Raw genomic sequence first — 13,410 nt, 5'->3', positions numbered from 1 at the left:
TTTAAACCCCGGTTGTTACATAATTATAACCATGAAAATTTGCTTTTTGGCCCAGCGCCGCTTCGCTTATATCGCGCATTGCCTTGCAATCACGCTAAAGGAAAAATACGGCATAACCGAATTTTGCGGCTATACTTCGCTTAGGACGAGCCATGATTTTTTGGCGAACCAAAAAGAGATTAAATACAGCTCTTTAATTTTTGACGAGGAGATTCATAAGCGGTACAAAACGGAGCCGCTTGATTTGGCGTATTTAAATTGGCTGGAGCGCGCCTACGGGATTCCAAATCTATGGCCGTACATAGCCGTTGACAGGGTCGTAATGTTTAACCAGCTGGTGCGCGAGTATCCGTACGCCGCTCCGCCCTATACTCACGAAGAGATGATGCGCATCCTTCAAGTAAGGGCCAAAGCGATTATTGAATTTTTGGACAAAGAAAAACCGGACGCGCTTGTCTTCTCCGTGCTCGGCGGCATGGGAGGATATCTTTTGCACGAGATAGCCGTGAAAAAAGGAATTCAGCCGATAGCGATTCTGCCGGGATACACAAAAAACAAAACCATAATCAGTAAGAGATACGACCGATTTACGGAGGTGGAGGAAATAGCAAAAGAGATTATGGCCGGGGGCACCGATTTCAAGCGGCTGGAGAAAGCTTCCAATTTTCTGCGCGATTTCAGAAGCGCGCCGCATCCTTACTATGAAGGGGTGGACATTAAAAAGCTGGCCGTAAAGAGAGCAAGCCACTTTAATTTTTTAAAACCAAAAAATTTTGTAAGATTCGTGCGCGTTTATTCTAAAGAGGTTTACGACTATGCCGCTAAAATTGATAGAAGCGATTATACCTACATTAATCCCCTGTATTCTCTTTATGACCGCGCCAAACGCAAAATAAGAAACCTCATCGGCGTGGAAGACCTATATGATGCTTTTAACCCGGATGTGGATTTTGCTTATTACACCCTGCAGATGGAGCCGGAAATTTCCACGCTCCTCCACGCGCCGTTCCACGCCAACCAGCTGACGCTGGTCCGGCAAATCGCGCGCTCTTTGCCGGTTCATTTTAAACTCTACATCAAAGAACATCCGCAAATGGTGCCTTTCCGGCCGCGCTCATATTATAAGGAGCTCAAAAAAATACCGAACGTCAAACTGCTGGACCCGTCAATAACAAGCTTTGAGATATTGCCGAAAGCAAAACTTGTGCTAACCATCACAAGCACGGCGGGCTGGGAAGCGCTTTTTCTGGGAAAACCGGTCATCACATTCGGCGACCAGTTTTACAACGCCATATCCATGGTAAAAAAATGCGAGCAGATAGATATGCTGCCATATATCGTAGAAGACCAGCTCCGGCGGTTTAATTTTGATGAGAAAGAGCTTTTAGCGTACATTCAAGGAATGTTGGAAGACGCCGCTCCGCTGGACCTGTCATATATCTGGGAGCACGAAGCCGATTTGGGAAAAAAGCGGGCCGTCCTGGAGCCCTTGGCCGATCTCTTGGCAAAAAAAATTAAATCGTATGCTAAGAAAGATATATAGAGCGCTGTTTTTGCATAAGCTGTTTGACGCCTTGGTTGATGTTTATGCTTTTTCCGTGGGCTACCACTTTCCGAAAAATTATATCAGGCGCTGGAAACTGGACATGCTTTTTGACCTCTACGAGCCGGAAACAATTTCTCTTTTTAAAAAAATCGTAAAGCCCGGAATGACAATAATTGACGTCGGAGCGCATATCGGCTATTACGCCCGGATTGCTTCGGAATTAGTTGGGGGCAGCGGAACAGTTTACGCTTTTGAGGCAGACCCGGAAAATTTTATCCTGCTGCAAAAAAATATCGGGCGGCTGAAAAACATAAAATCATACCGGCTTGCCATATCCGACAAAACCGGTCAGATTGATTTTTACCACTACGATGAAAAAAGCGGCGTGGGCAGTGTGTTGCCCAACGTACCGCTGGATTTTAAAAAAACAAAAATAAGCGTCCGGGCAGCCAACCTAGATTCATTCCTGCAAAAAAACGACGTAAATAAGGTGGATATTATAAAAATGGACATAGAAGGTGGCGAGTACGCGGCTCTTCAAGGTATGAAAAAAATACTTTCAGAAAACAAAAATCTGGCCTTAATCATTGAATTCGCCCCCGCGTGGGTTCGAGCGGCCGGAAACACGCCGTTAAATTTTTTAAATTTCATTGAGTCCTTCGGCTTCCAAATTTTCGCCATCACAAAACAGGGCTTGTCAAAATTAAGTCCGGCGACAAGTGACGCCGACTACGCAAGATTCATACCCAAATCCGCCGATGGCACAAATTTCGGCGAATTCGTGAATTTATATTGCGTCAAACCAAAGATTTAAGTTTCTCGTTCCAGATTGGAATCTGTTTTCTGTAATCCATTGAATTTTCTTTGATGCGCTTGTAGCAATTTCTGGAAAGCTCGGCGCGGAGCTCAAAATCGCCCGCCAGTTTTTCTATGGCGCGCGCCAAATCGTCGTGAGCGCCGTTTCGGACGTAAATCGCGGTGTTTTTTGCCTGCCACTCAAGCCCTCCGCCTCCGGGCAAGATAGATGGCACGCCGAAAGCCATCGCGTAGAGCTGGGAAATAGAGGTACCCTCCGGCTTCCAGCCCACCTGTATGTAAATATCCGCCTCCTTGTTGTATTGGAGCAGGCGTTCCCACGTGACCCATCCGGGCATCTCAACGTATTTTTCAATTCCCAGGTCCTTCGCCATTTTTTTGAGCGTCTCCGCCTCCGGCCCGATGCCGGTCAAAATCAATTTAAAATTCTCTTTGTTCCGGAGACGTGAAAATCCGTGAAGCAGCAAATCAAAGCCTTTCCCGCGGATCATCCGACTGGAGTAAAAAAGGAGAAACGGCCCCGTGCGCTTGTTCCGGTTCAGGTAAGTATCTTCCGAAATTCCGTTCTCACGCATAATTTTCTGAAAATCAATCAAGTCGCCTATTACAAAAGTGTTTGGGTCTTTTCGCAGGCCGAAATCTTCGTATACCGCTTTCAAATTCGGGCTGACAAACGCAAAAATATCAATGCGGTTAGCAAGCGGCATGCCGATACATTTTTCTATCAGCCAGCGGATTTTCTTTTTTGCGCGAATCAAAATATTTTCTTCAGGCGGCGACGTCAAACTGATAGCCGTGTCCTCCCAACACATCAGGTAATAGTTAAAATACGCCGCCACGGGGCGTGCATCCCGCCCGCCCAAAAGCTTATAGAGCCCAGCGCCGTATAAAAAAATATGGCCGTCAATGTGGAAAATGTCGGCCATCTGCTCATATTTTTTTAAAATTTTATAAAGCTGCCAGGCGATGCCCAAAAGACGCTTGGAAGTAATTTGCTCCTCTATGACTTCGTAGGGGCGTTTTTCCGGAATAACGTTGTTGGCGGAAAAAGCGGTAACTGTTTTAACGGAGTTCCCTAAATTTTGCAAAGTCTGCATAAGTAAATCAAGTTCCTCAATTGAGCCGCCCGCGGTTTTGAAATTCAGTTTGGAAGTGACAAAAACAATCCTCATGTCACATGTTAAGTGTTAAATGTTTTATGGCCGTTCGGATACCCCAGCTTGGCGGCGTATTCCAGCATTTTTTCTTTGGGCCTTTTTTTAATCGGCCTGGCCGGATTTCCTGCGTAAATCGTCCACGGCTCCGTGTCTTTGGTGACAACCGCCCCCGCGCCGACAACCGACCCTTCGCGCAATGTCACCCCAGGCAAAATAATCGCCCCCGCGCCGACATTGGCGAAATTTTCAAAAACAACGGGCGCGATTTTGAGCTTCCGGAATTCATCCGGTATCCCCTGCGCGCCGATAAGCCCGTCGCCCGAAAAAGTATCCGAAACGCAAATGATTCTTCCGCCCACGGCGATATTGGTAAAATTTCCCATTTTGAGAAACCCGTTTGGCCAACCAATAACAGTAACATAGGCCGCAATATGCACATAATCGCCTATTTCCAATCCGGGTGTAAGATAACACCCAGAATCAATATCTACGTTACTTCCAATAGAAACTAAATGCGGCCTTCTGATTTCCACATTCGCGCTGATAAAAACATTCTCGCCCGCCGATTTGAGCAGAGATTTATCGTATTGCGGAGAATTTAATTGATTAGGATTTTTATCCATGCGATACGATATAAATTAACATAATAATAAAAAACCCGCCAGCTCGGCTGGCGGTTGCTCGCTAGATTTCTAGCTTTCAAAATCCGGGAATGGGACGGCTCCGGATTCTTTAATTTGTTCAATCGTTTCTTGGATAAAGAGCCGCCAAAAGGCGAAGCGCCTCTTTGCGAATTCGCGGGCCTTTGGCAGCCGCAACCCAACAAATCCGCCTTCTTGCTCCCAATCAAACCGCGTGGGCATCGTCCACAAAATCGAGCGTGGATCTCGAAAGTTGGCTTTCGGGTCATCCAAGAGATAGACCGGGTCAACGACCTGCAGCGCGTTTCCGAAATACTGCCCGTTGCGAATAATGCAATCCGCTTCCAGATTCACTAATCTGTCCGCGTCCATCAATGTAATCAGCACCAAGCTGTCATCCGGCCCATTACGATTGGAATGCTTGAGCACCGCATTAATGATTTCTTTCTCTTCTTTCGGCAAAAATGTCCCGGTGGGCTCGGCATCAAGCCAGCTGATCATCATCTCCACCCGCAAATCAGTGGGAACTTTGTCCGCAAACCCAAGGCCGAGCTTTATTTGCATAATTCTGTCATCGTTGTGCAGAAGCCCTGCGACTCCAGCTTTCCGGGCGGTTTCGGGATCAGGTGCGATTCTCTCCGCCCAGTTGCTGACGCGGAAAGCGTGGAAAAAATCATGGCAATGGAACGCCTGAACGTTGAATTCCCTTTCCACCTCCTCATGCGTCCTTTTAACCGCTCTAGCCAAATTTGGGTATCTCTCCCATGTCTTCATCTTCAGCCCTCCTCTGTGTTTTGGGCATCTGAACGTAGAGTATATACTAAAACCAATTTAAATGCAATAGGTTATAATATAGTCATGAAATGTCAAATCTGCGGAAATAAAAAACTGGAGTCGGTGCTGAATTTGGGGCATCAGCCGATTGTGCAGGCGTATCTAACAAAACAACAACTGGGCAAACCGGAAATGACTTATCCGCTCAATTTATGCCGCTGCGCGAAATGCGGGCTTTTGCAACTGGATTCAATCATTGCTCCCGAGCTCGTTTTCCCGAAAAACTATCCGTACCGCACCGGGCTTACGAATATGCTTATCAGGAATTTCCGCGAGCTCGCCGGCTCCGTGGAAAAAAAATATAATCTTTCCAAAAATGACTTAATCATAGATATCGGCTCAAACGACGGAACACTCCTTCAGGGTTTTAAAGAAAAAGGCGTGCGCGTTTTGGGGATAGAGCCGACTGACGCCGCGAAAGACGCGAATAAACGCGGCATCCCGACAATACAGGAATATTTCACACAAAGCACCGCGAAGAAAATATTAAAAAAATACGGAAAAGCGAAAATCGTCACCGCAACAAACACTTTTGCGCATATCCCAAACCCAGTTGAGCTTACAAAAAATATCAAAAACGTGCTTGCGCCGGACGGAGTGTTTGTTTCCGAATCGCAATATCTTATGGATATCGTGGAAAAATTTGAATTTGACACTATATACCATGAGCACCTGCGGTTTTATTCTCTCAAGCCCTTAATCAAGCTTTTTGCTCTCGCCGGGATGAGCTTGATTGACGCCGAGCGCATCTCCGCCGCCGGCGGGTCAATAAGGGTTTACGCGGCGGCCGGAAAAAAGAAAATGTCCGAACGCGCCAAAAAACTTATCCGCGATGAAGAGCGCGCCGGACTTTACGACCCAAAAAACTGGGCGCGATTCAGAACGCAGGCAATAAGCGCGAAAAATAATCTGCTGAAACTGCTGATTGATTTAAAACAAAAAAGGGCAAAAATAGCGGGGATAACCAGTTCCGCCCGCTCCAACACCCTTTTGGGCTTTACGAAAATAGACAGCCGGATTCTTGATTATTCCGTTGAAAAAGCCGGCTCGCCCAAAATCGGCCTCTTCACCCCCGGAACGCATATTCCCGTGCTCGAGGAAAACAAATTATTCAAAGACCAGCCGGACTACGCTTTAGTGCTTTCCTGGCACATCGGAGAAGAGCTTATGAAGATACTCCGCAAAAACGGATATAAGGGCAAATTTATAATGCCGTTGCCAACGCCAAAAATAATAAAGTAATATGGAAAATAAAAAAATCCCCTGGTGGCAGCCGCGGGTTGAAAAAGAGGACTACGAATTCATCAAGCGAGCGCTGGACACCAATTTTATAAACGAAGGCCCGCTTACGGAGGAATTTGAAAAGAAAATCGCTTATTTCGTTGGCGCGAAACACGCCGTAGCGACGACCAGCGGCACAGCGGCCATTTTTTTGTCTTTAAAAGCCGTCGGCGTCGGGCATGAGGACGAAGTCATCGTGCCTGACGCGACTTTTATCGCAACCGCAAACGCCGTGGAGCTCACAGGCGCGAAACCGGTATTAGTTGACATTGACCCAAAAACGCTTACGGTGAGCGTTGAGGCCGTAAAAAAAGCCATAACGCCCAAAACCAAAGCGATAATCCCGGTGCATGTTACCGGAAGAGTCGCCGACATGGAAGCCATTTTGGACATCGCCAAAAAAAATAATATTTTCGTGGTGGAAGACGCTGCCGAAGCGCTCGGCTCAAAACATTCCGCCTCCGGCGGAGGGAAATATTTGGGCACGTTCGGAGATGCCGGATGTTTTTCTTTCGCCGCCAACAAAACCTTAGCCACCGGGCAGGGCGGGATGATTGTGACGAACAGCGATGAAATTTTAAAAAAATTGCGCCCGCTGAAAGATCAAGGCCGCCCGGTCCGCGGCACGGGAGGGGACGACCTGCATGATACAATCGGCTACAATTTCCGCATGACTGATTTGCAGGCTGCCGTAGGACTTGGGCAGTTCGCGCATCTTTCGGAAAGATTCGCAAGGATGAAGAGAAATTACGAGCTTTACGCGGAAAACTTAAAAGATGTTAAAGAAATAAAAATTTTTCCGTCCACGAGTGAAGAAATGCCGCAATGGACGGATATTATGACGGACAAACGAGACGAACTTGAAAAATATCTTCGCGAAAAAAATATTGATTGCAGAAAATACTGGCATCCTATCCACAGACAAACTCCCTACAAGCTCCCTGATGACAATTTTCCGGTGAGCACCGAGCTTTTGCCGAAATCCCTCTGGCTTCCCTCGGCCTTCACGCTGACGGACGAGGATATCTTAAGAGTTTGCGACGAGATAAAAAAGTTTTTTGCGAAATAACATCCGCTTGACAATATAAACCGCGATCTGCTAGTATATTTCTAGTTCTAGACTGAAAATACAAAGGAGGGCCGAATATGCAAAGAGCTCTATGGCACGTAGTTTTGATTTCATTTAAAGAGTACTCTACGGCGGTGAAGAGACAAGAGGTCTATGATCGCTACCAGACATTAGATCAAGATTGCGGCGGCAAAGAAGCAGGAATCCTCTTCTGGAAAGTGGACTGGAACCTCGACCTGCGAAAGAATTTTCATCTCGTTGAAATCGGTATTTTTGAGAGCAACGAGGCATTCCAAGCTTATAGAAAACACCCTAAACACGTTGAGCTTACCAACATCTTGAAAAATATCGCCGACTGGCGGGCTGGTGATATTCACTACCCTGCATTTCTCGGCAAGACAACGGAAAGTTCCTGCCCCAGATGCGGCGAGGCGATGATAAAAACACGGCTCTACGATCCGGATGGGGAAATCCCGCTTCGGGACATAGTCAAAATAAAAGGAGAAGACTGGGTCTGCGTCCGGTGCAATAACAAATAGACCAGACAAAAAAGCCCCCATTGGGGCTCTTTTTTTATCCTTTTTTCGGATTCGCTAAATACCAGTCGTAGGTGTGTTTGAGGCCGTCTTCCAGCGAAACTTCCGGCTTCCAGCCGGTAAGGGCTTGAAGTTTGGAAACGTCCGCCAGGCGGCGCCGGACGCTTCCGGGAGGCGCGGTTTTGATATCCAATTTTTCCGGCTTCCAGCCGGTGATTTCAAACAACTTTTCCGCGAGTCCCTTCATTGTGATTTCATGGAAATCTCCGATATGCACGGTCTCTATCGGCTGGCCGTCGGTTTTTGGAGAATCCATCAGCATCCGCATAGCCCGCACGGCGTCAGAGATATAGCAAAATGTCCTCGTCTCATCCGCGCCGAAAATCGGAAATGGGTCAACTTTAGCCGCGATTCTTTCTGAAAAATCAGGTATGACGTGGCCATGATACCCAGCGCGCGGACCATAAAAGTTATGCGGCCGCACGATAAGCGCCCGGAAGTTGTACGCCTTGGCGTAGTGAATCACAAACAATTCACCCACTAGCTTGGTGGAAGCGTACGACCAGCGCGCGTTGTAGGGATCGTCAATCACCAAAGGAACTTTCTCCGGCGTAGGAATCGGAAGCTTCCCGAAAGCGGAGAGGGCGCTTGCGTATGCTTCGTTTGACGAAGTAAAACAAAACTTGCCTTGAGCACTATGCTTTTTGAACCATTCCAGCATATAGATAAGCGAGAGCGCGTTTATGCGCAAAACCTCCTGCGGGATTTCGTAAAAAAGCTTTGTTCCGTTAATCGCCGCCAGATGATAGACGTGGTCATATCCCGCGCCCAGCTTGGCGTAAGAGGCAAGATCGGTAAGGTCAAGATTCAGAAACGTTACCCGTTTGTCTTCCAAAACCTTCTTAAAATCCTCATCCATTGTCCCACGCTGGAGATTGTCAACTAAAACCAGCTCTAAATCCTCTTTATGCGTGTCCAATAGGTGCCTGGATAAATGGCATCCAATAAACCCCGCCCCTCCGGTTATCAGTATTTTTTTCATATTTTTACCTCCTTACGGATTATAACAAGGGTGTTTTTATTTAGCAAGCCAAACCCATAAGCTTTTTGGGTTTTCTATTTCGTGCTTGATAAATTTAAAACCGGCGGTTTCGGCAAGCCCTTTTGTTTCAACGGGCGTTACCGAAACGCCGTACGCCCAGTGCCATTTGTAGGGGCCACGCCCAGTGCGAAGATGCAGTTTCGCCATCCCGCCGGGCTTCAATGTCCGATAAATTTCTGTAAATTTTTCAGCCAAAATTTCGCGCGCGGGGATATGCTGAAGCGTCTGGTATGAAAAAACCAAATTAAAATGATTGTCCGGAAAGGCAATGGTTTTGCCGTCAGAAATTTTAAAATCTATGTTTTTCGCGTCCGCCACCCTTTTTTTGGCGCTTTCCACCATAATATCCGAGATATCAATAGCCGAAGTTTTGGCAAAATGCCGCGGAAAAAATTCCGTCATTCTCCCAAGCCCGCAGCCGACCTCCAGAACGCTTGACTGATTTTGTCCGCCAGCCCCGACGGTGCCGTCGGGGCCAGCTGGCGGATTGCGCAAAACCGGCGCGAGCAAAGTATCCTCGGCGACATATTTTTCATAATCCGCCAAACCAGTTTCCCGAAGCTCAAATTCATTTACGTCCCGGCCGCTCGGCGTTTTGGTGTTCGTGAAATATCTGGCGTTTTTGCGCGCCAAATCATTCCAAATCTCTTTAACGTTTCCCAACGACCTCTTCGGAGTAAGGCGCGAGGCGATATTCACCAAAAACCTTAATCTCCTCCGCGCCGCCTGAACCGGCGGCGCTAAATTAAATTTATTCCACAAAAAAGCCCCCGTGCGCATCTCGCCGAGCGCCCGCCGCTCCTCCTCCCAAGACGAAAACCATTCCGGCAAAGGGCCCTGCTCCGCCTCGCTTTTTTTGTGGAGCTCATTGCTTAAATAAGCCGCGCGAAGGAGCTCTACATTCTTATCCGCCGCGTGCGCGCTCCAGAACGCCAAAAGGTCCTTGGGCAGGCAATGCCCGCCGAACGCCTGTCCATATCTCAAATAATTTTTTTTCTCAAAAACAAAATCAATAACCGCCTCGTCCCGCGCCAAGTCACCGAATTCATTTATAAAAGCGACTCTGGCCGCGTTCCAAAGATTGGAGAGATATTTGATGTAGGACGCCTGCTTGGGGGTGCCTTTAAAAACTTTTTTAGCCCGGAGCCGCCAGTCCATCAAAAAATTTGGTTCATCTATATTGCCTCGCTTGCCCAAAACAAAATAATACGGGTTCAAGCATTCTTCAACCGCGTGGCGTTCGTGCAAAAATTCCGGAACATAAAAATCAAAATTGAGCTTCTCCAAATTTTGCGACAAAACGGTTGAGCGCAAAATTATTCTGCCGCGCGCCGGTTTCAACGCGTCCAAGGTTTTTTTTATAAGCGTTATATCCTGCGAGCCGTCTTCCAGCACCCTGTCTCCCACGGCGACAATATACCAAGTGTTTTCGCCGTCTTTTTCTAAAACTTCTCCGAGCGGTTTTATTCTTTCATAAAGCTCGGCGTGCTTATCCGCATATCTCAAAACAGGCGGCGCGATGTCATAGTAAAAAACCTCGTGTCCCATCCGAGTAAGCGCCAAGGCGTTTGCCTGCCCCACCCAGCCATAGCCAACGATTACGATAGTTTCCCTGCCGCTCTGCATATCAATATATAACCTCGTAAAGGTCTATATTGTTATGCTCAAGAAGCAGTTTAAATTTCAGAAAAGACAAGTCCCATTCGGGATGTCTGTTTTTGTCCCAAACAATGTATTTGACGCCGTATTTTTTCAACAAGCCGGCCATCCCGCCGCCGCCCGTCAATTGAGAATATTCGCGAGCGAGATCGGCAATCAGCCGCTCCCTGTGCGGACCTATAACATTTTTGTCTGTTTTCGCTTTATAAACATAATCATAATAATCCATGCCGGAGGAAAACCCCTCTATAAATCCGTAAAGGCCTTTATAAAAAGAGTCGTCGGTTGCATCGCTCATCAAGCTGCGCAAGTAGCCGGCAAAATCCCCTCGCGCCTCTTTATTTAAATATGCGTAAACATAAAGCATGTCGGAAAAACGCGAAAAAGGCATTATCGTCTGCGAAGCCGCTCCCGCCCAAAATAAATCACGGTCGGTATAAATTGCAATCAGATAAGCCAAATAGTCGTCCGCGGCCAATACAACTCCGGGGGCAGCGTCTTTTTTTAATTCCGCAATTATCGGCCGGTATGATTGCTCATATTCCTTCCCCGGCAAGGTAATGAAAAAAGAACGATACTGCCCCAGTGCGCCGTGCAAAAATACGACAACCAGCATAGACGCAAACAACTGCTTCCGCCACGCGAAATTATCCAGCAGTTCCCATAACATGTACAAGCCGGCGAGAATGGAAAGCGGGACAATGAAATACCAGTAGTAATGCCCGATCTCAACCGCCTTGCCGGTGATTATTTGTTGGTTTAAAGAAATCCAGCCGGCCAAAATCAAAGCCGAAATTAAAATAATCCTTTCATTATTTCGTTTCCGGTACCAAAAAAACGCGAGGAGCAAAAGCATGGCGGCGCCGATTTTACTGAAAATCGGCAGATGCGTGCGGCTTGACCAATGGAAATACGCAATCTGCGCGCCGATGTCGGATTGAAAGAGCGCCCACATCTGAAAAAGATTATAAAACCCGATAAGTACGCCGGCCGCGGAAATAAGAGTCAGCGATTTTGCGGGCGCCCATTCGCGCTTTAGAAAATACAGCAAAAACAGCGCTCCGTTTAAAGCCAAAGCGAAAGTCCAGGCAAAAAAGTATATGTAAAAAAGCGAACCAAGCGCGACGGCGGAGAAAAGCCCGTAAATAAATTTTTTCGTCCTAAGCCATAACACTAAAAGATTTAAATACGCAAAAAAAGCCAAAGAACTCATGTAAGGAAACATCGGCCGGCCGTAGATGTTGAAATCATTGTAAAGAAATTGCCTGTAGACAATATGGTAGCCGCCGATCGCAAACACCGCCGCGACGGCGGATAAAAGTTTGCTTCCCGAAAGTTGCCAAACAAAAAAATAAGCAAGTAAAATCAAAATAAAAATCCCGATAAAATTATAGATGTTATACAGAGTTACAACATTGATTCTATCAGCAAGCCCCAGAAATCTTATCGGCGCAGTAAGCGCGCGCTCGTTATACATAAACATAATGTCTTGCCGCTCCTTGCCTTCGCGCAGCCACGGATTGCCCATGCCGCGCCCTTCCAAAGCTTCTTTGGCGCGGCTTAAATAAAAATGCGAATCGGTGCCGAAATGCGGAATGTTGATGCCCTGATAATTTTTTGAAACAAAAGGAAACACCAAAAGCGGCGCCTCAATCAAAAGAGTCAGAAGGAGCCCCAAAATAATAATCAAGCCGTGTTCACGCATTTAAAATTTTGGCTATCCGCGCTACTTCTTCTTTTTTCAAAAACGGATGAATAGGCAAAGAAAAAATTTCTTTGGAATATTTTTCGGCGTTGGCAAATTTGCCTTTGTAATTAAAAACCGGCTGCTCATGAAGAAGAAGCGGATAGTGAATCATAGTTTGAACGCTTTTCTTTTTCAGCACGTTCATCAGAGCGTCGCGGTTTTTCGCGCGCGCGACGAATAAATGATAGACGTGTTCGCCAGAATTTGCCGCAGGCAAAGTAATATTTTTATTAGTAATCAGTTTTCTATAAAGATCGGCCAGGGACGCTCTTTTTTTGTTCCAGTTATCCAGATATTTCAACTTAACGCTCAAAATCGCGGCCTGCTTTTCGTCCAAACGGCTGTTTATGCCGAACATCGCGCTGGTTATCCGGTCGTGCGCCCCGTAAAAGCGCAATGCCCGTAATTTTTTATAATGGTCTTCGCTATTTGTTGTTACGGCTCCCCCATCCCCGTAAGCGCCCAAATTCTTTGTCGGATAAAAACTAAAGCAGCTAAAATCCCCCCAGCCGCCGGCTTTTTTGCCGCGCCATTTTGCCCCAGCCGCCTGCGCGCAATCTTCTATTAAAAATAGTTTGTGTTTTTTTGCGACGACTCTTAATTTATCCATATTGCACGCCCTGCCGTAAAGATGCACTGGGATAAGCGCTTTTGTTTTTTTATTTATAAGCGCCGGGATTTTGTCTATGTCTATCAAAAAATTTTCATCAGAGTCGCAAAAAACCGGCTTGGCTCCGCTCATCTTAACGGCCATAGCAGTCGCCAAAGCGGTATTTACCGGCACAATCACCTCATCTCCTCGCCCAATACCCAAAGCCAGCAAGCTCAAATAGAGCGCGTCCGTGCCGGACGCGACTCCCACGGCGTATCGGACGCCGCAATATTTCGCGAATTTTTTTTCAAAATTTTCCACCTCCGGACCCAAAATGAAAACTCCGCGCCGCAAGACTTTCTTGATAGCGGCGTCTATTTCGCTCTTTATAGATATGTATTCTCTTGTAAAATCTACGAATTTAATCATG

Annotated in this window: 12 protein-coding genes; 5 read left to right on the top strand and 7 right to left on the bottom strand. The window is 46.9% G+C overall.

What is annotated here, in order from left to right; translation table 11 throughout:
- Nucleotides 1-31 precede the first annotated feature (31 nt).
- Together HYW15_01635 and HYW15_01630 are read left to right on the top strand one after the other, a co-directional pair.
- The gene (locus tag HYW15_01635; GenBank protein QQG42891.1) at nucleotides 32-1,543 is read left to right on the top strand and encodes a hypothetical protein; all 1,512 of its coding nucleotides are present in this window, start codon (nucleotides 32-34) and stop codon (nucleotides 1,541-1,543) included.
- On the top strand, nucleotides 1,524-2,360 hold the full coding sequence (locus HYW15_01630; GenBank protein QQG42890.1) for an FkbM family methyltransferase: 837 nt from the start codon (nucleotides 1,524-1,526) through the stop codon (nucleotides 2,358-2,360). Before HYW15_01635 ends, HYW15_01630 begins: the two co-directional genes overlap by 20 nt.
- On the opposite strand, the gene HYW15_01625 is transcribed toward HYW15_01630, so the two are convergent.
- The 3 genes from HYW15_01625 to HYW15_01615 all read right to left on the bottom strand — a co-directional run bounded on the left by HYW15_01625 (nucleotide 2,344) and on the right by HYW15_01615 (nucleotide 4,934).
- Nucleotides 2,344-3,534: a glycosyltransferase family 4 protein gene (locus tag HYW15_01625; GenBank protein QQG42889.1), complete on the bottom strand. Its 1,191-nt coding sequence runs from the start codon at nucleotides 3,532-3,534 to the stop codon at nucleotides 2,344-2,346. The genes HYW15_01630 and HYW15_01625 overlap by 17 nt on opposite strands.
- Before the next feature lie 8 nt (nucleotides 3,535-3,542).
- Nucleotides 3,543-4,142, bottom strand: a complete 600-nt coding sequence (locus HYW15_01620) for an N-acetyltransferase (GenBank protein QQG42888.1) — start codon at nucleotides 4,140-4,142, stop codon at nucleotides 3,543-3,545.
- A 69-nt stretch (nucleotides 4,143-4,211) separates the two neighbouring features.
- On the bottom strand, nucleotides 4,212-4,934 hold the full coding sequence (locus HYW15_01615) for an HD domain-containing protein (GenBank protein ID QQG42887.1): 723 nt from the start codon (nucleotides 4,932-4,934) through the stop codon (nucleotides 4,212-4,214).
- Nucleotides 4,935-5,018: 84 nt separating this feature from the next.
- Here HYW15_01615 and HYW15_01610 point away from each other — a divergent pair, with 84 nt between their 5' ends.
- The 3 genes from HYW15_01610 (at nucleotide 5,019) to HYW15_01600 (ending at nucleotide 7,883) form a co-directional block, all read left to right on the top strand.
- Complete coding sequence (locus HYW15_01610) at nucleotides 5,019-6,236, top strand: class I SAM-dependent methyltransferase (GenBank protein ID QQG42886.1); 1,218 nt, start codon at nucleotides 5,019-5,021, stop codon at nucleotides 6,234-6,236.
- A 1-nt stretch (nucleotide 6,237) separates the two neighbouring features.
- A complete protein-coding gene (locus HYW15_01605) occupies nucleotides 6,238-7,344 on the top strand; it encodes a DegT/DnrJ/EryC1/StrS family aminotransferase (protein ID QQG42885.1) in 1,107 nt (368 codons plus the stop codon).
- Nucleotides 7,345-7,421: 77 nt separating this feature from the next.
- Nucleotides 7,422-7,883 (top strand): Dabb family protein, encoded by a 462-nt coding sequence (locus HYW15_01600; protein QQG42884.1) that lies wholly within the window; start codon nucleotides 7,422-7,424, stop codon nucleotides 7,881-7,883.
- A 34-nt stretch (nucleotides 7,884-7,917) separates the two neighbouring features.
- Here the strand turns inward: HYW15_01600 and HYW15_01595 are convergent, their stop codons facing one another.
- The 4 genes from HYW15_01595 to HYW15_01580 are packed head-to-tail and all read right to left on the bottom strand — an operon-like array spanning nucleotide 7,918 to nucleotide 13,409.
- Nucleotides 7,918-8,922 (bottom strand): GDP-mannose 4,6-dehydratase, encoded by a 1,005-nt coding sequence (locus tag HYW15_01595; protein ID QQG42883.1) that lies wholly within the window; start codon nucleotides 8,920-8,922, stop codon nucleotides 7,918-7,920.
- 36 nt (nucleotides 8,923-8,958) lie between these two features.
- Nucleotides 8,959-10,608 carry a methyltransferase domain-containing protein gene (locus tag HYW15_01590; GenBank protein QQG42882.1) on the bottom strand — a complete coding sequence of 550 codons (1,650 nt, stop codon included), beginning with the start codon at nucleotides 10,606-10,608 and terminating at the stop codon, nucleotides 8,959-8,961.
- A gap of 1 nt (nucleotide 10,609) precedes the next feature.
- A complete protein-coding gene (locus HYW15_01585) occupies nucleotides 10,610-12,346 on the bottom strand; it encodes a hypothetical protein (protein QQG42881.1) in 1,737 nt (578 codons plus the stop codon).
- Nucleotides 12,339-13,409, bottom strand: a complete 1,071-nt coding sequence (locus tag HYW15_01580; protein ID QQG42880.1) for a DegT/DnrJ/EryC1/StrS family aminotransferase — start codon at nucleotides 13,407-13,409, stop codon at nucleotides 12,339-12,341. Before HYW15_01580 ends, HYW15_01585 begins: the two co-directional genes overlap by 8 nt.
- Nucleotide 13,410: the final 1 nt, after the last annotated feature.

The sequence above is a fragment of the Candidatus Giovannonibacteria bacterium genome (assembly GCA_016432405.1).
In the GTDB taxonomy this organism is placed as follows: Bacteria; Patescibacteriota; Minisyncoccia; order UBA11713; family 2-01-FULL-45-33; genus MFHE01.
This window is presented reverse-complemented; position numbering and strand designations above follow the sequence as displayed.